Origin of the sequence: Mesobaculum littorinae (assembly GCF_004011175.1) — a bacterium.
In the GTDB taxonomy this organism is placed as follows: domain Bacteria; phylum Pseudomonadota; class Alphaproteobacteria; order Rhodobacterales; family Rhodobacteraceae; genus Tranquillimonas; species Tranquillimonas littorinae.
In genome coordinates, this window is the sequence record NZ_RQXX01000004.1 from 128,772 (window position 1) to 144,517 (window position 15,746).

Here is a 15,746-nt window from a genome sequence, read left to right on the forward strand (position 1 = left end):
TGTCCCAACCCCTACGGACCGCCGGTGCCGCGCCAGCCCTCGGCCGTCATCAGTCCGGTGCGCGCCGCCTCCCAAAGGGCGGGGATGCGCGCCGCCTCTCTCTCTGCCCGGTCGATATCGCCCGAGCGATAGGCGTTGCCGGCGGTGACCAGGACCGACCGGATCTCCTCGAGCCCAAGGGCGCCGGCGGTGCCGCAGAAATGGTGCAGCCGCGCGGCAAGCTCGGCCTCCATGGGCTCGCTGCCGCGCTTGTGCAGGGCGTCGACGATGGCATTCCCCTCGGCCACGGCAAGTTGCATCAGGGCGCCAATACCGGCCTCGGCGGCCTCTTCGGTCGCATGATCCTGCGGGTGAAAGGTGATGACCGAAGCCGAGGTGCGCTCGGCCACGCTTTCCTGCCCGGCGGGCATGGCGGGCTGCCGAAGCGCAGTCCCTTCGGCCATCGCCCCCTGATCGGCGGCCTGGACGCCCATCCCGGCCGCCTCCGCGTGCAGCGGGACGGCGACATCCGCCTCCGCCTGCCCTGCGCCCGGCAACAGCGCATGGGGCTGGGCGTCCTCGTCCGCCGCGTCGCGCCCCGAGGCCAGCCGGGCGATCACCCGCGCCAGCGACGTGCGATCGACCGGCTTCACGATCACGTCGTCCATGCCCGCAGAGCGGAAGCTCTGGACCTCGTCGCGCAAGGCGTGCGCCGTGACCGCGACGATGGGCGTGTCCGCCGACCGGCCCAAGCCCCCGCGGATTTCGCGGGTGGCCGAGGGCCCGTCGAGCACCGGCATCGAGATATCCATCAGGATCAGGTCGAAGCGATGCGCCGCGGCCAGCTGCACGCCCTGTTCGCCATCCGTCGCCTCGACAAAGGAGTGGCCGGCGGCGCGCAGCATGCCGCCCAGGACCTTCCTGTTTATCAGGTTGTCCTCGACGATCAGGATGTCCAGCGCGCGGGGCGCGGCGATCGCGGGCTCGTCCTGCGGCAGGGCGGGCAGCGCCGGTTCCGACGGCGCCTCCGGCGCCGCGGTCTCGATCAGCGGCAGGATCACGCGGAACTCACTCCCCTCTCCGACCTCGCTGTCGACCTTGATCTCGCCGCCCATCGAATCGACGAGCCGCCGCACGATGCCCAGCCCCAGTCCCGTCCCGCCGGCACGACGACCGTAAGCGGCGTCGGCCGTCTCGAAATCGCGGAACACACGATCCATATCGGCAGGGTCGATCCCGGCGCCGGTGTCGCGAATGCGGAACTCGAGATGCGGTTCGTCATGCCGGTCCTGGCGCATCGCGGCGATCTCGACCGCGATCTCGCCGTCCTGGGTGAACTTCGCGGCGTTGTCGACGAGGTTGAAGAGCACCTGCCGCAGCCGCCCGGGATCGGCGACCATGCCCGGCACGGGGTCGCCCGCCCAGCGCCACCCCAGCGTGTTGCCGTTCGCATGCGCGCGCGACGCGACCTGGCGCACGACGTCGTCCAGAAGCTGTGCCGGATCGAAGGGTTCCGGCCGGATCGGCATCTTGCCCGCGTCGATGCGCGAGATGTCGAGCACGTCGTCGACATGGCCAAGCAGCACCTGGCCCGAGGCCTCCATGTCGTCGACATGGCAGCGCTGGGCCGGAGACAGCGTCGTGTAGCGCAGCAGTTCCAGCGTGCCCAGAAGACCGTTCAGTGGCGTCCGGATCTCGTGGCTCATCACCGCGACGAAATCGGATTTCGCCCGTTCGTTAGCCAGCGCCCGGTCGCGCGTGCACCGCAGCTCTTCCTCGGCCGCGACCTGCGCGGTGATGTCCCGGATGAAGGCCACGATCAAATCGGCACGCTCGTCGCCCATCGCCTGGATCGACACCTCGGACGGGAAGGTCCCGCGCTCTCCGCGCCGGGCTTCGAGCCGCACGCGTCCCCCGCCCAGCAGCCGCCGGCGGCGGGTGGCGCGGTACCGCGCCAGGGCGGCATCATGCGCGTCGACCTGCGCCGGGGGCACGATGACCTCGTTCAGGTTCCGCCCCACGGCGTCCTCGGCCCGGCATTCGAAGATCTCTTCGGCGACGGCGTTGAATTCGCGGATCGTCCCGTCCGTTTCGGCCACCACGATGGCGTCGATCGAGGCGTCCAGGATCGCCTGGTTGCGGATCGAAGCCTCGCGCAGCTCGTCGGCCCGGTTCGCGTTCTGCCGCGACACCCGGTTGAGGCGCAGGGCGATCCCCGCCAGCGCGACACAAAGCAATGCCGACAGCAGGCCGAAGGCCGTAAGGATCGACGTTATCAGCTGCCCCTTGCGGTCCGACTGCACGCCGAGTTCGACGAACCCCTGGCGGACAAGCTTGGCCACGTCGGGTTCCATCGCGTCGATCCGCTCCTGCAGCTCGGGCAGGGCACGGCGCATCTCTGCATTCGATTGTGCCATCAGCGTGCCGACCGATCGCGCGGCAGGCCGCAGCGCGGCCAGCGCCTCTACCACGTCGGGCCGTTCGGCCCGCACGGTCCTGCCGTCAAGCCCCTGCGCGGGGTCGAGTGCGGCGAGTTCGGCCGCGAACGCGGCCTGGGCCGTGCGCAGGGCCGCCACGTCGGGTTCGTCCCCGGTGATCACGCGCTGCATCCGGCCGAAATAGTGGTCGAGCCGCGAAAGACTCCACTCGGTCTCGAACGTCGCCTCTTGCAAGGCGGGGGCCAGCGGCACGGTCCCGCCGAACAGGTACGGCGCCCCGGTGCCCACCGCGATGGCAATGGCAAGGGTGCCGATCAGCGCTATCACCGCATAGCCCAGGCGCCGGATAGGCCCCGCATCGCCATGTCGCTCCCGGGGGTGTGCCACACCGAAGTACCCTGCGCCGGGGTGCGTCGTATCGGGGTGTGACGGTCCGCTGCCATGGGTTCCGATGCCCCCGGCCCGCAAGACGGCTGACGGCTTCGATGCAGGGGCCTCCTCGAAGGCAGGATCGCCGCGATACATCCAGAATGCTCCGCTCAGGTTTCCGAAGCCCCTTTTGTGCCATGGAGCGGCGCATGCGTGGGCAGGGCATTGGGATAGGCAGAGAGGGCAAAGGGGGAAACTGCGTGCAATTGAATGCAATCCGGTCAGTCAATGTTGAGACTTGCGGCGTATCCCCGGCAGGAAGACAACCGCGCCCCACCGGTGCGGCTCGGGCATTCGGCACCGGCATCAGAATCGGGACCGTTATCGGCATGAGGGGGCCGGAGATGAGACTCATACTGGCCGACGACCACGCCTTGCTGCGGGACGCGCTGTCGCAGTGGCTGACCCGGACGCAGGGGCTTGAGGTTGGTACCGCCGCGGACCTGCCCGAGGCGCTGCACCTGGCTGCCGCCCCGGGCGCCGCCTGGGACGTGGCGCTGCTGGACTACGCGATGCCGGGGATGGAGGGGCTGCGCGGGCTTGACCGGATGATCGCGGCGCGGCCCGAGATGAAGGTGGCGCTGATGTCGGGTGTCGCCACCTGCGACATCGCTCCGATGGCGCTGTCGCACGGCGCGGCGGGGTTCGTGCCCAAGACGCTGGCCCCCGAAAGCCTGATGCATGCGCTGACCTTCATGGCGGCGGGCGAACGCTATCTCCCGCCCGACGCCGTCACGTCCGGGACCCGGGCGGCCGCGCTGGCCCAGCGCCTGTCGGTGCGCGAACGGCAGGTGCTGAAGGGGCTGAGCCAAGGCAAGAGCAACAAGCTGATCGCCCGGGACCTGCAGCTGAGCGAACCGACGATCAAGCTGCATGTGAAGACGCTTTATCGCAAGATGGGCATCTCGAACCGCACCCAGGCGGCGCTGCTCGCCGTGGAAAGGGGGCTGTGCTAGGTCGCGACCCCGGCTTGGGACTGCCGGGCCTGCGGTCGGGTGGTCAGGCGGGGGTCAGCGGCAGCGCGTGGTTGTCCCAGGCCCGCGCGGGGGTGGCCATCAGCTGCGCCTCGGTCCCGTCGTGCAGGTGCACCGCGCCCGCGCCGTCGGTCACCAAGAACCCCTGCGGCGCCGTGGCCAGCCCGCAGACATCGGCCCGCCGCCAGACATGGGCCAGCGTCCCGGACTTGGCATCGAAGACGTGCAGCCGCCCGCCCCGGGGCGAGGTGATGGCGACCAGCCCGCCGCGGCCCGACCAGGCGACCGACCCGGCATACCCCTCCATCGCGATCTGTTCGCCCAGGTCGCCCGACAGGATGCGGGGCGCCTGCCCGCGTCGGTGCAGCCCCAGAAGCGGCATGCCGTCGGCCACGTCGCCCTGCCACTGCATGGCAAAGGCGACCTCGTCCCCGGCGGGCGACAGGGCGAGATGGCGGATCGAGTTCAGGCGCATGTCGCGGGGCAGCTCGACCAGCTCGTCGATCCCGTCATCGGACACATCGCCGCCCCCTGCCCCGAGCGTCACGTAGGCGAGAGACGGGCGCATATCGGGGATGTTCAGCTTGTCCCGCCCCTGGTCGGGATCGGTGCGGATGCCGCCATTGGCCACGACCACGCCGCCCCCGGGCAGCGCCCGGACATCATGCGGCCCGATGCCGCCGGTCGCGACCTCGCCCACGCGGCGCCAGCCCGCGCGCCGGTCCCATATCCCCAACCGGCCCGCGCCGTCGGTGTCGTAGGCGTTCTCCGAGGTCACCAGCAGCCGGCCCTCGTCGATGAAACAGCCGTGGCCGTAGAAATGCCGGCCCTCCGGCGCCTCGAGCCGGGCCGTCTCGCGGCCCGTGGCGCAATCGATCACCACGCCGAACCGCCCCGGCCGGCGGGCGAAGGCCACGGCAAGCGGCAGGTCGGGGTGGATCGCGGCGGCATGGCCGCGATCGGGCAGCGCGACGCGGAAGCGGTCGCTGCCGTCCGCCCCCAGCCCGTAAAGCGCGAACTGCCCGTCGGGGTCGCGCGCGGCGGCGACATAGGCGGGGCTGCCCGCCTCGGCCCAGCTGAGCCGCGGCACCGCCGAGGCGGCGGCAAGTCCGGCGAGAAAGCGGCGACGGCTGGTCATGATGGTATCTCCGGTAGCGGCGGGTCAGTCCCCGTCCATCGAGTTGAAGCCCGCGGCGACGCCCAGCCGGGGGCCGATCTCGGTCTCGACCGCCCGGCGTACCGCCTGGATGCGCTGCTGCAGGATCTCGGCCTCGAACCGGCCCTGCGGGTCCTCGACACCGGCGAAGACCGGGTCGTTCAGCTGCTGCGCCTCGGCGATGGCGCGGTCGAACGCGGCCAGGGTCTCGGGCACCGGGGCGTCGGTCAGCCGCTGGGCCAGGTCGCGCAGCGATTCCAGCGACAGGACCACATTGCGCAGCGATCGACCTGCCCGCCATGCCTCGGCCCGCGCGGGGCGCGGCCGCTCGAACGAGCCCAGGGGCCGCCCGATCCGCTGGTCGGCGTCGAATTCGAGCCCGGTCAAGAGCACGGTAAACAGCGCCTGCGCCGCTTCGTCCCGCGACAGGTAGCGGCTATTTCCCGCCTCGCCCGCGGTGGTGAGCGTGGTGGCATAGTCGGGCCATTCGGCGTCGATCTCGGCCGCCATGCGGGCGAGATCCGCGGTGACGGCGCGGGCCAGCGTGCAGGCATAGTCGTCGGCACCGTAGTCGCGGAAGTCCGGGTCGTAGATCAGCCGCTCGAGCGCGAAGAGCCCGCGTGCGGCGACGGAGAACTCGGCGAACTCGGCCGGGTCGGCGACCTCGGGCGGCTGGTCGGCCAGAAGATCGCGCAAGGTTCCCGCCACCATGCCGCGCGTGTCGGGCCAGAAGGCGATGGCCAGCGCACGTCCGTCCTCTTCAATCGGGCCAAGCCGGATATGCCCGACCCGGGCCCAGGCGTCGAACGCCTCTTGGTAGGGCGCCTCCAACTTGGCAGCGGTGCAGTCCCCCTGCGCCGCGGTGTCGAGCGTGGCGGTCGCCTGGGCAAAGGCGTCCTGGCGCGGCAGGATGTGCTGGGTCACCGCCTCCTCGACCCCCGCCGACGCGGGCGCGGCGAGGCCCGCCGCGATCAGCGCCGGGGCGATCAGCCGCACGGGCCAGGCACTCGCGCGCGGAGCACGCGGTGGCGTCGGGTCGGCGACATCAGGGCGAGCCGTATCGGAAGTGACCGTATCGGAGGTGTCCGTATCGAGGCGGGTGGCAAGGGGGCGGGCGAAACGGGGGCGCATTGGGTCAGAGGCTCTCCAGATAGCGGATCAGGGCGGCGCGGTCGGGCGCGGGCATCGCGACGACCGCCTGCTGTGCCGCCGCAGCTTCGCCACCATGCCACAGGATCGCCTCGAGAAGCGACCTTGCGCGACCGTCGTGCAGGAAATTGGTGTGGCCGTTCACCTGTTCGGTCAGGCCGATCCCCCACAGCGGCGGCGTGCGCCATTCGCGTCCCGTGGCGCGCCCCTCGGGGCGGTGATCGGCCAGCCCTTCGCCCATGTCGTGCAGCAGAAGGTCCGTGTGCGGCCAGATCAGCTGAAAACTCTGCTCGGGCTGATCCTTCAGCCGGTGGGTCACGTATTTCGGCGTGTGGCACGAGGCGCATCCGGCGTCGTGAAACATCTGCTTGCCCCGCAGCACCTGCGGATCGCCTTCGTCGCGGCGCGCAGGCACACCCAGGTTGCGGCTGTAGAAGGTGACCAGGTCCAGCCCCTCGACATCGATCTCGGTGCCGCGCGCGTCGTCGTCGCCGTGCGGTGCGTCCCGGCAGTCCGCCTGCGCCTCGGTGCAGTCGCCCCACGGGGTGTCGAAGATCGGAGACGAGATCCCGATATCGCCGGCAAAGGCGCTGGCGGATTGTTCGCGGATCGTCGGCGCCCCGGCCTTCCACCCGAACCGGCCCAGCATCGGACGGTCGAATTCGAAGGACCAGACCACCTGCGCCCGACCTGAAATGCCGTCGCCGTCGGCATCCCCAGGGTCGGCGCCGGCAAGGATGTCCGCGGCCGGGATCGCCTCGAGCAGCCCAAGGCCGATCATCGGCGGGGCAACGCGCGGGCTGAGCATCGCGCCGGGCGCAAGCGGGCCGTAGCCCAGGTCGGCGGCCGTGTAGCTGGGCACCCGCAGGGTGGCCGTTTCGCCGCCCGACAGCGCGATCTCGCGCTCGGCATAGGCGACGTCCAGACGGTATTCGGCCGGGTGCCCCGCCACCCCGAAATCCTGCAACTGCCCCCCATAGGTGGGGTCGGGGCGGGTGCGCCGCGTCTCTTCGCCCAGCGTGACGAGGAACGCCTCGATCTCGCTCATCTCGCTGGCCTCGGGCGCGGGGACCGAGATCCGCAGGAACATCGACACGGCGCTGTCGTCGGGGCCCGCGGGCGGATGGCCGCGCCCGTCCTTCAGGTGGCACCGTTGGCAGGACCGCGCGTTGTAAAGCGGCCCCAACCCGTCCGACGCCAGGGTGGACGAGGGCGACGAGACCCAGAGCTTCTTGAAAAGCCCGTTGCCGACCTTGAAGTTCAGCTCGCTCTCGAAGGGCATGTTGGCCGAGGACTGGGAAAACGCGTCGGCATCGGTGCGCGCCCGGACGGTGGCGGCGCCGGCCTGGTTCGCCTCGAACCGTTCGGGCGCAGAAAAGTCCCGCGCGGGGGCGGTGACGTCGGCGATTCGCGCGGTTTCGTCTTCGGTGCGGGGAATGACGTCGAGATGCGGCTCGGCCAGGGCATCGGGCAAGGCTGCGGCGTTGGTCTTGTCCGCCGCCGTGGTGGGGGCGTAGGTGTCGGAGGGCTGCTCCGCGGCCGCGGTCTGGGCCGTCGCTGCGCCGGTCCCCGCACCCGTCCCTGCCCCCGTGCCCAGGCCGATCCCGAGCCCGAGCCCGACTGCGACCCATCGTCCGAGAGATGCATTCTTCGCCATTGGGTCCTTCCCGTACCACCTGATAGGTGATAAATACAGTCGGGAATAAGCGATGGCCAGAGGCCTACCGGGCTTCGGGCTGCGTGAAGGAGACGCCGATGACCGCATTGCGCAAGTTCGACCGGACCCCGGATCAGCCGCCCCGCCCGTGGTTACAGGAGGATGCCCCGCGCCATGCTCTGTTTCACCTGCGGATGGCTGCGCTGAACTGTCGCGCCGCCGCGCGGCTTGACCTGTTCCGCGCCTGCCAGATGCTGTCGCTGGACCGCGACGCCGCCGCAACCGCCACGGCCGAGGCGCTGGTCCGCACGCTGGGCCAGGCGCTGCACCGCGCTCCGCGGTTCTACCGTCCCGGATCGGCCGACATTTCCTTCGACGAATCGTGGCTCGTGTCGCTGATCGGCGCCCTGCAACGGGGCGATGACATGAGCGCGACCTTCCTCCTGCATTCGCGCGTTTCGCCCGAAGCGCGCCGCTCTGTCGGTTTTCTCGCGGCGAAGCTTGCAGGGGGGCTTCACTCAGTTTAGAATTATTCTATATTTAAACTGGAACGCCGGATCGCCCCGGCAATCTAAGAACTAGGAGCCATTTATGACCCAGACTGCAAGCGATCTGAGCCCCTCTGCCACCCAAGCGATCGCCGAGGCGCTGAGCCAGGCCGTCTCCGAAACCGTCGTGACGACGATGCTGGCGCAGAACTTCCACTGGAACGTGACCGGCATGGCCTTCGGCCCGCTGCACGCGCTGTTCCAAGAGATCTACGAAGATCACTTCGTCGCGCAGGACGACCTGTCCGAGCGGATCCGCGCGCTGGACATCCACGCCCCGGGCCAGCTGGCCGGCATGCTGGACCGGTCGAAGGTGAAAGAGCAGGACGGCACCCAGTCCGACAAGGACATGGTGCGGCTGCTGATGGAAGCCGAAGAGACCATTGCCCAGACGCTGGCCGGTGCCGGTGCGCTGGCCGCCGAACATGGCGACACGCTGACCGAGGATCTGGCGATCGAGCGTGGCCGCACGCACGAGAAATTCGCCTGGATGCTGCGCTCGCACCTTCAGTAACGACGACAGGCGGCACCCCCCGCCCATGATATGCGAAAGGCCCCGGCGCGGCGCGCCCGGGGCCTTTTTCCTGTGCGCCCCCCAGAGCAGACTGCCGCATCGGGCGGCCGCATCGGGCGGCCGCATCAGGCTGCCGCGCGGAGATCAGACCTCGAACGGCGGGGCGATGCCCTTCTTGGCCAGCTTCTTCAGGTAGGCCGGGGTCCAGTGACCGTATTTGCCCATGTCGCTTTGCTGGTGGACCAGCATGTCGACGAAGGCATGCTGATGGTCGACCCGCTTCAGCGACTTGAACATCTTCTTTTGCGTCTTGGTCATAGAACAGCCGATGCAGTGGCCTTCGCGGCGGAACTTGCAGACATCGATGCAGGGGCTGGGCAGTTTCTTGGCCTTGGCCATGGTTGACCTCCTGACGGCGAAGGGCGGCCCCTTTTGCAAGGGACCGCCCGACGTGGCTTGGATATCGGGTCAGACGATTATTGGAAGACGGCGTCGGGATTGTCGAGGCTGTCCGAGCCTTCGAAGCCGATCTGGTCCTGCCCCAGCGCGGTCACCGCACGCTCGATCTCGCGGGTCTGGGCCACCAGCGCGTCGACCGCGCCGGTCACCAGCGCTTCGCCCGCGTCGTTGCCGCGTTCGAGCATCATGTCGTAGGACAGCCCGGCCTCGGCCGCGGTCTTGATCTGGCCAAGTTCGGCCATGGTGTGATCGAGCGCGCCGGTCAGCGCCTCGTCCACGGCCGGATCGGCCTCGGCCACGAGGTCGGACAGCGATTCGCCGGATACGACCGACCCGTCGACGCGCACGTATTCGCCCAGATAGACGTTCCGGATGCCCAGCCCGTCGTAGTAGTGGCTGTTATGCGTGTTGTCCGAGAAGCAGTCATGCTCTTCCTCGGGGTCGTTCAGCATCAAGCCCAGCTTCATCCGCTCGCCCGCCTGTTCGCCGTAGGACAGCGAGCCCATGCCGGTCAGCATCGCGGTGATGCCCGCGGCCTCGTCCTCCATCAGCCCGGTGCGCGCGTCGCCGCCTTCGGCCCACTGCCCGGTCATCCACTCGAGGTCCGACACCAGCAGGTCGGTGGCGGCCTTCAGGTAGGCGCCGCGGCGGTCGCAGTTGTCGCCGGTGCAATCCTCGCCCGTGGCGTAATCGGTCCAGGGGCGGTCGCCGTTGCCAGCCTCGGTCCCGTTCAGATCCTGACCCCAGAGCAGGAATTCGATGGCGTGGTAGCCGGTGGCGACGTTCGCCTCGACCTCGTCCGCCTCGTGCAGCTGGCCTTCCAGCAGGTCAGGCGTGATCTCGGTGGCGTCGATCTCTTCGCCCGACAGCGTGAAGGTCGGGTTCGCGATGACATTCAACGCGGCGTATTCGTTTTCGTCGGTCGCGCCGCCGTAGCTTTGATCGACATAGTCGATCAGGCCCTCGTCCAGCGGCCATGCATTCACCTTGCCCTCCCAGTCGTCGACGACGGCGTTGCCGAAGCGATAAACCTCGGTCTGCTGGTAGGGCACGCGCGCGGCCAGCCACGCCTCTTTCGCGGCCTGCAGCGTGTCGGCCGAAGGCTGGGCGATCAGGTCGTCCACCGCGGTCTGCAGTCGCTTGGCGGTGGTCAGGCTGTCCTCGTACCCCGCGTGCGCGATGTCGGCATAGGTGGTCAGCACCGCGGCCTGATCGGCGAAAGCCGGCGCGCCACCGAAGGCGAGCAGCGCGAGGGTGGCGGTCATCGTCCGTTGCATGGAATATCCTCTGTTGGGGGAAAGCTTGGGTCGTCTTATGGGGTCGTTGTTCGGGCGTCAGTGGGTGGTGGGCGACATATGCGTGGGGCGTGGGATGCCCGGGCGCAACCGCAGCCCGATCCGCCGGGCCGCCAGGCCGAGGGTCTGCGCCAGATACGCCGCCTCGGCCATCCGGTCGGCCCGGACCAGCAGAGCGGCCATCAGCATCGCCTCTTCCCGGTCGCCCGTCGCCGCGGTCATGACGAAGTTGGCAAAGACAGCCTCGTCCGATCCGACGCAGTCGCAGGTGGCGGCATGGCGCATCAGGGGACGGCGCCCCGCCTGCATGATCAATTGCAGCAGGTCCTGCAGGGCCGTGATGCCGCCCTGCGCAGCCGAAGGCGACAGCGCGGTGGACATCTCGTCCCAGACCGCGGCCTGCCCCTCTGGGCCGTCGCACCACTGCCGCAGCCAGCGCACCAGCCGGGCATCGGCGTCAGGCCACGCCGCCAGCGCCCCCACCGGGGCGGCGCCGCGGTCGCACCCGACGCGCGACGGCATGCCGGTCAGGGCGCTCATTTCGTGAGGATCAGCTTGCCCGACCGCGTGATGCGCAGGCGGTAATCCATCCCGTCAAGCCGCAGGATGGCCTCGGGCGCGTCACCAGCCAGTTCACGGGCATCATGGACGCGCAATTGCGGCGGTGTCGCCGGACGCATGGCCATGGCGGCGCCGCGCTCAGGCGCCGGGCCCGGAGTTGCAGTGATCCATTCGTCTTGCTTAACGGCGCGCATCAGTCGCCCTCCTGTATCTACGATCCGCCCCGCCGGACATCGCCATCGCGGGATCGCATTCATACCTGAGCGAAATCGTCGGACCTGTCAATTCCGATTATTTCAGTCAGGCATAAAAAAGCCCGCGACATGCGCGGGCTCGGGCGGGACGTGGCCGAGGGGCGGGATCAGATGACGCGGGGGCTTTATCGTCCCAACTGCTCTGATAGGAAGCTTCGCACGAAGGCCGGGTCGGGCACCCGGTACCGGGCGACGGTATCGCCTTCGCCCACCTTTACCGCGATGCCGCCGCGCGCGCCGACCCAGGACAGGGCCGGTTCATCGGTCGCGTCGTCGCCGAAGAACACAGGTTTTGTACCGTAAAAGCCCTCCCGGTCCATAACCCTGCGTATCGCCGCCTCTTTCGAGACGCCGGTCGGTCGCAGTTCATACGCCATCTTGGCGTGATGCAGGCTGAACCCTTCATGGCTGTTGTCGAGCGCGCGCATGAAATCATAGGCGCGCCCGGCTTCACGCTCGGCCTTGCGGAAATGCAGGACGACTCCGGTAGGTTTGCGTTCGCACAGCATGCCGGCATGCGTGGCGCAAAACGCCTCGACCATGTCGCCCAGCCGTTCGACCATCTCGGCACCCGCGATCTTGTGGCGGTGCATCCGGCCCGCGATCCGCTCCTCCGCGCCATGCCCGGCGATGAGCGTGCCGCGAAAGCCCGGAAGTCGTGCCGCCAGATCGTCGATCCCGCGGCCGGACACAACCACGAGGCGACCCTCGACGCGGTCCGACAGCTTGGTCAGCAGCGCCGGAAGCTTCGGATCAACCTCGATGGAATCGGGGGTGTCGGCCAGATCGCAAAGAACGCCGTCGAAATCGAGAAAGAAGCTGGTCGTCGCAAGATTGAGGATCGGAAGGCAATGTTCGCACTCCGACTCGGTGCGGTCGTCGACGAAACCGATCATTTCGTAATACATTGAGGATCCTCCCGCCGGGAAGCGATGCGCGCAAGGATTCGTGCAACCCGCTTCTGAGCATCGTCACCATAACCCGAAAAGGGCGCGCGGTGTTCCAAAAGCTCGAAACCAATTCGCGCCAAAATTGAATTGGTATATTGGAAGGGCGGTAAGCTTCGGTGAGACTTGATCTATTCCCGGGCCCGCAGCACCCGGGCGGGCCGAACGGAAAGCGGGCGCCAGGCGAAAACCAGTCCGGCAAGCAGGGTGAGCCCCGCGCCGCCGGCGACGATCGCCAGCGCCGAAACCGCGTCGAAGACGAATCGGGTCTCCATCACGAAGCGGCTGACGGCCCACCCCGCAAGGCCGCCCGCGAGTATCGCCACCACCCCCGCCGCCACGCCCAGAAGCGCCGATCGCAGGGCGAAACTGGCAAGGATCGTGGCGCGGCGGGCGCCCACCGTCTTCAGCACCGCGGATTCGTAGGCCCGCGCGCGCTGGCCCGCCGCCGCGGCGCCGATCAGCACGACCGCCCCGGTGACCAGCGTGGCGAGCGCGCCGTAGGTCACGGCCGCGGCGATGCCGGCCAGAACGCCGGCGACGCGGTCGATGGCCTCGCGCACGCCGATGGCGGTGATGTTGGGATAGGCCTGCGCCAGGTCGCGCAGGATCGCGGCTTCGGCCTCGGGCTCTGCATAGATGGTGGCGATGTTGGTGTGCGGCGCACCGCTCAGCGCGGCGGGGTTCATCGACAGCACGAAGCCGATGCCGGCGGACGAGAAATCCACGTCGCGGAAGCTGGTGATCTCGCCGGTGATGTCGCGGCCCAGGATGTTGACGGTCAGCGTGTCGCCCAGCTCCAGGCCGATTTCGGCCGCTTCCTCGGCGGCAAAGCTGATCTGCGGTGGGCCGTCATACCCTTCGGGCCACCAGTCGCCCGCCGTGACGCGCGCGCCTTCGGGCGGGCGGTCGGAATAGGTCACGCCGCGGTCGCCGGTGATCACCCAGTGATCGCCCGCGACCTCTTGCGCGGGACGGCTGTTGATCTGCGTGATCACGCCGCGCAGCATCGGCGCGGTTTCGACCGTCTCGACGCCCGGATTGTCGTCCAGCCGCTGCATCACGCCAGCCAGTTGATCGGGCTGGATATCGACGATGAAATAGCTCGGGGCGATTTCGGGCAGGTCGCGCTGGATGGCGCTGCGCAGGTTCTGGTCGATCTGCCCGATGGCCGCCAGCACCGACAGTCCCAGCCCCAGCGACAACACAACCGATGCGGCCTCGCCCCCCGGTCCGCCGACCGAGGCCAGCGCCATGCGCAGCGCGCTGTGCCCGCGCAGGGCCCGCGCCCGGGCCAGCCGTCGCGCCAACCGCCGGACCACCCAGGCCGCCGCCAGAAGCGCGACAAAGGCCACGCCCAGCCCAAGGGCGGCCCAGAGCGTCAGCCGCGCCAGCCCCGACAGCCACGCCGCCACGGCGACCAGCGCCGCGACCAGCACGGCCACCAGTGCCACCCAGCGCCAGCCGGGCAGCACCCGGCGCCGCCCAGCCCCTTCGCGGAACAGCTCGGCGGGACGAATATCGCCGGCGCGCGCCAGAGGCCAGAGCGTGAAGATCAGCGCGGCGAGACTTCCGTAGATCCCGGCCTCGACCAGCGGCCGCGCATGCAGCCCCATCTCGACCGGGATCGGCATCTGCGCCTCGATCAGCGGCGCGGCCAAAAGCGGCGCCAGCGCCCCCAGTACGAGCCCGAGCGCGAGGCCCAGAAGGCCCAGCGCACCGATCTGCAAGAAATAGACCTGGAATATGGTCGACGAGGCTGCACCGAAGGTCTTGAGCACCGCGATCGTCGGCGTCTTCTCGACCAGATGCGCGCGCACGGCCGAGGCGATTCCGACACCGCCCACCGCAAGGCCCGCGAGCCCCACGAGAACAAGAAAGGCGGCAAGCCGGCGCACGAATTCCTCGGTGCCCGGCGCGCCGTTGCGGCTGTCGCGCCAGCGGGTGCCGGGGCCCAGCGCCGCCTGCACATCCTCTTGCGCGGCGTCGAGGTCGGTGCCCTCGGGCAGCCGCATGCGATATTCGGTCTCGAACAGGGTGCCGGGCTGCAACAGCCCCGACCCGGCCAGCGCCTCGCGCGCGACCAGCGTGCGCGGGCCCAGCGCAAAGCCGCCCCCCGCATCGTCGGGTTCACGCAGCAGGCGCGCCGTCAGCACGAAATCCCGTGTGCCCAGCCGAAAGGTATCGCCCACCTCCAGCCCCAGCCGGTCGGCAAGGATCGGCGCCATCACCGCACCTGGCGCGCCCCCCTGCCCCGCCAGGGCCTGCGACAGCGGCATCGCGGGGTCGAGCGTGACCGACCCCAGCAGCGGGTAGGCTCCGTCGACGCCCTTGACCTCGGTCAGCGCGCGGTCGGCATCGCCGTCGCGCGGCACGACGGCCATCGACCGGAACTCGACGATTTCCGAAACGGCGTCGGCCCGCGCGTCGATCGCGGCGCGTTCCCCGGGGTCGGCAAAGCGGTAGGTCAGTTCGACCGAGGCATCGCCGCCCAGAAGCGTGGCGCCTTCGCGGTCGAGCCCGGCGCGGATCGAATCGCGGACGATCCCGACCGCGGCGATGGCCGCCACGCCCAGCGCGAGGCAGGCGAGGAACACGCGAAACCCGCGCAGCCCCCCGCGCAGTTCGCGCCGGGCGATACGGGCGGCGACACGCAGGGTCATTCCGCCGCGGCCCGGGCGGGGCCCGACAGGCGGCCATCCTCAAGCGTGATGCGCCTGTCGCAGCGCGCCGCGAGGTCGGGCGCGTGGGTGACGAGGACCAGCGTCGCACCGTGACGGTCGCGCAGCCCGAACAGCAGATCGACTATGGCCTCTCCGGTGGTGCCGTCGAGGTTGCCGGTGGGCTCGTCCGCCAGAAGGATCTCGGGCCGCGGCGCGGCGGCGCGGGCCAGCGCGACGCGCTGCTGTTCGCCGCCCGACATCTCGGCCGGGTAGTGACCCGCGCGATGCGACAGGCCCACCGCCGCAAGCTCTTCCGCCGCGCGGTCGAATGCATCGGCCGCGCCGCCCAGCTCCAGCGGGGTCGCCACGTTTTCCAGCGCGGTCATCGTCGGGATAAGGTGGAAGGACTGGAAGACGACCCCCATATGATCGCGGCGGAAGCGCGCCAGGGCGTCTTCGCCCAGCGCACCCAGATCGCGCCCCAGAACGCCGACTTGCCCCGAGGTGGCGCGGTCCAGCCCGCCCATCAGCATCAGGAGAGACGACTTGCCCGATCCGCTAGGCCCCGTGAGCCCCAAGGTCTCGCCCCGCTCCACATCCAGGCTGATCCCCTTCAGGATCTCCACCCGCCCGGCATTGCCGTCAAGCGACAGGCGCACGTCTTTGAGAGAGAGGATCGGATCCATGGTCGCTCCTTTGCGGCACCCTGCCCGATATGGGGCT

At 69.6% G+C, this 15,746-nt stretch carries 14 protein-coding genes; 3 read left to right on the top strand and 11 right to left on the bottom strand.

The features are described from left to right. Positions 1–11: 11 nt before the first annotated feature. The gene (locus EKE94_RS12845; RefSeq protein WP_164870921.1) at positions 12–2,804 is read right to left on the bottom strand and encodes a hybrid sensor histidine kinase/response regulator; all 2,793 of its coding nucleotides are present in this window, start codon (positions 2,802–2,804) and stop codon (positions 12–14) included. 386 nt (positions 2,805–3,190) lie between these two features. Between EKE94_RS12845 and EKE94_RS12850 the strand changes: the two genes are divergently transcribed. After that, positions 3,191–3,802, top strand: a complete 612-nt coding sequence (locus tag EKE94_RS12850) for a response regulator (RefSeq protein ID WP_127907029.1) — start codon at positions 3,191–3,193, stop codon at positions 3,800–3,802. Between the two features lie 43 nt (positions 3,803–3,845). On the opposite strand, the gene EKE94_RS12855 is transcribed toward EKE94_RS12850, so the two are convergent. The 3 genes from EKE94_RS12855 to EKE94_RS12865 form a co-directional block, all read right to left on the bottom strand. After that, a complete protein-coding gene (locus EKE94_RS12855) occupies positions 3,846–4,958 on the bottom strand; it encodes a DUF1513 domain-containing protein (RefSeq protein ID WP_127907030.1) in 1,113 nt (370 codons plus the stop codon). A gap of 24 nt (positions 4,959–4,982) precedes the next feature. Next, complete coding sequence (locus EKE94_RS12860; RefSeq protein ID WP_235856018.1) at positions 4,983–5,972, bottom strand: imelysin family protein; 990 nt, start codon at positions 5,970–5,972, stop codon at positions 4,983–4,985. Between the two features lie 139 nt (positions 5,973–6,111). Continuing rightward, on the bottom strand, positions 6,112–7,782 hold the full coding sequence (locus EKE94_RS12865; protein WP_235856019.1) for a di-heme oxidoreductase family protein: 1,671 nt from the start codon (positions 7,780–7,782) through the stop codon (positions 6,112–6,114). Positions 7,783–7,880: 98 nt separating this feature from the next. Here EKE94_RS12865 and EKE94_RS12870 point away from each other — a divergent pair, with 98 nt between their 5' ends. Both EKE94_RS12870 and EKE94_RS12875 read left to right on the top strand, forming a co-directional pair. Beyond that, positions 7,881–8,309: a hypothetical protein gene (locus EKE94_RS12870; protein WP_127907032.1), complete on the top strand. Its 429-nt coding sequence runs from the start codon at positions 7,881–7,883 to the stop codon at positions 8,307–8,309. A 64-nt stretch (positions 8,310–8,373) separates the two neighbouring features. Next, a complete protein-coding gene (locus EKE94_RS12875; protein WP_127907033.1) occupies positions 8,374–8,844 on the top strand; it encodes a Dps family protein in 471 nt (156 codons plus the stop codon). Between the two features lie 144 nt (positions 8,845–8,988). Here the strand turns inward: EKE94_RS12875 and EKE94_RS12880 are convergent, their stop codons facing one another. The 7 genes from EKE94_RS12880 to EKE94_RS12910 all read right to left on the bottom strand — a co-directional run bounded on the left by EKE94_RS12880 (position 8,989) and on the right by EKE94_RS12910 (position 15,709). Continuing rightward, a complete protein-coding gene (locus EKE94_RS12880; RefSeq protein WP_127907034.1) occupies positions 8,989–9,243 on the bottom strand; it encodes a DUF1289 domain-containing protein in 255 nt (84 codons plus the stop codon). Positions 9,244–9,320: 77 nt separating this feature from the next. Next, complete coding sequence (locus EKE94_RS12885) at positions 9,321–10,580, bottom strand: imelysin family protein (protein WP_127907035.1); 1,260 nt, start codon at positions 10,578–10,580, stop codon at positions 9,321–9,323. Positions 10,581–10,637: 57 nt separating this feature from the next. Further along, the gene (locus EKE94_RS12890; protein ID WP_127907036.1) at positions 10,638–11,138 is read right to left on the bottom strand and encodes a hypothetical protein; all 501 of its coding nucleotides are present in this window, start codon (positions 11,136–11,138) and stop codon (positions 10,638–10,640) included. Next, complete coding sequence (gene hemP / locus EKE94_RS12895) at positions 11,135–11,284, bottom strand: hemin uptake protein HemP (RefSeq protein WP_127907260.1); 150 nt, start codon at positions 11,282–11,284, stop codon at positions 11,135–11,137. Before hemP ends, EKE94_RS12890 begins: the two co-directional genes overlap by 4 nt. A 254-nt stretch (positions 11,285–11,538) precedes the next feature. Further along, complete coding sequence (gene otsB, locus EKE94_RS12900) at positions 11,539–12,321, bottom strand: trehalose-phosphatase (RefSeq protein WP_235856020.1); 783 nt, start codon at positions 12,319–12,321, stop codon at positions 11,539–11,541. 170 nt (positions 12,322–12,491) lie between these two features. Beyond that, complete coding sequence (locus EKE94_RS12905; protein ID WP_127907037.1) at positions 12,492–15,023, bottom strand: ABC transporter permease; 2,532 nt, start codon at positions 15,021–15,023, stop codon at positions 12,492–12,494. Then, positions 15,020–15,709 carry an ABC transporter ATP-binding protein gene (locus EKE94_RS12910; RefSeq protein ID WP_127907038.1) on the bottom strand — a complete coding sequence of 230 codons (690 nt, stop codon included), beginning with the start codon at positions 15,707–15,709 and terminating at the stop codon, positions 15,020–15,022. The genes EKE94_RS12905 and EKE94_RS12910 overlap by 4 nt, the downstream gene beginning before the upstream one ends. Between the last annotated feature and the right edge of the window lie 37 nt (positions 15,710–15,746).

Bases quoted from the DNA above. Each gene is read 5' to 3' on its own strand.
- EKE94_RS12850 (WP_127907029.1), top strand. From the start codon at position 3,191: ATGAGACTCATACTGGCCGACGACCACGCCTTGCTGCGGGACGCGCTG.
- EKE94_RS12855 (WP_127907030.1), bottom strand. From the start codon at position 4,958: ATGACCAGCCGTCGCCGCTTTCTCGCCGGACTTGCCGCCGCCTCGGCG.
- EKE94_RS12865 (WP_235856019.1), bottom strand. From the start codon at position 7,782: ATGGCGAAGAATGCATCTCTCGGACGATGGGTCGCAGTCGGGCTCGGG.
- EKE94_RS12870 (WP_127907032.1), top strand. From the start codon at position 7,881: ATGACCGCATTGCGCAAGTTCGACCGGACCCCGGATCAGCCGCCCCGC.
- EKE94_RS12875 (WP_127907033.1), top strand. From the start codon at position 8,374: ATGACCCAGACTGCAAGCGATCTGAGCCCCTCTGCCACCCAAGCGATC.
- EKE94_RS12880 (WP_127907034.1), bottom strand. From the start codon at position 9,243: ATGGCCAAGGCCAAGAAACTGCCCAGCCCCTGCATCGATGTCTGCAAG.
- EKE94_RS12885 (WP_127907035.1), bottom strand. From the start codon at position 10,580: ATGCAACGGACGATGACCGCCACCCTCGCGCTGCTCGCCTTCGGTGGC.
- EKE94_RS12890 (WP_127907036.1), bottom strand. From the start codon at position 11,138: ATGAGCGCCCTGACCGGCATGCCGTCGCGCGTCGGGTGCGACCGCGGC.
- hemP (WP_127907260.1), bottom strand. From the start codon at position 11,284: ATGGCCATGCGTCCGGCGACACCGCCGCAATTGCGCGTCCATGATGCC.
- otsB (WP_235856020.1), bottom strand. From the start codon at position 12,321: ATGTATTACGAAATGATCGGTTTCGTCGACGACCGCACCGAGTCGGAG.
- EKE94_RS12905 (WP_127907037.1), bottom strand. From the start codon at position 15,023: ATGACCCTGCGTGTCGCCGCCCGTATCGCCCGGCGCGAACTGCGCGGG.
- EKE94_RS12910 (WP_127907038.1), bottom strand. From the start codon at position 15,709: ATGGATCCGATCCTCTCTCTCAAAGACGTGCGCCTGTCGCTTGACGGC.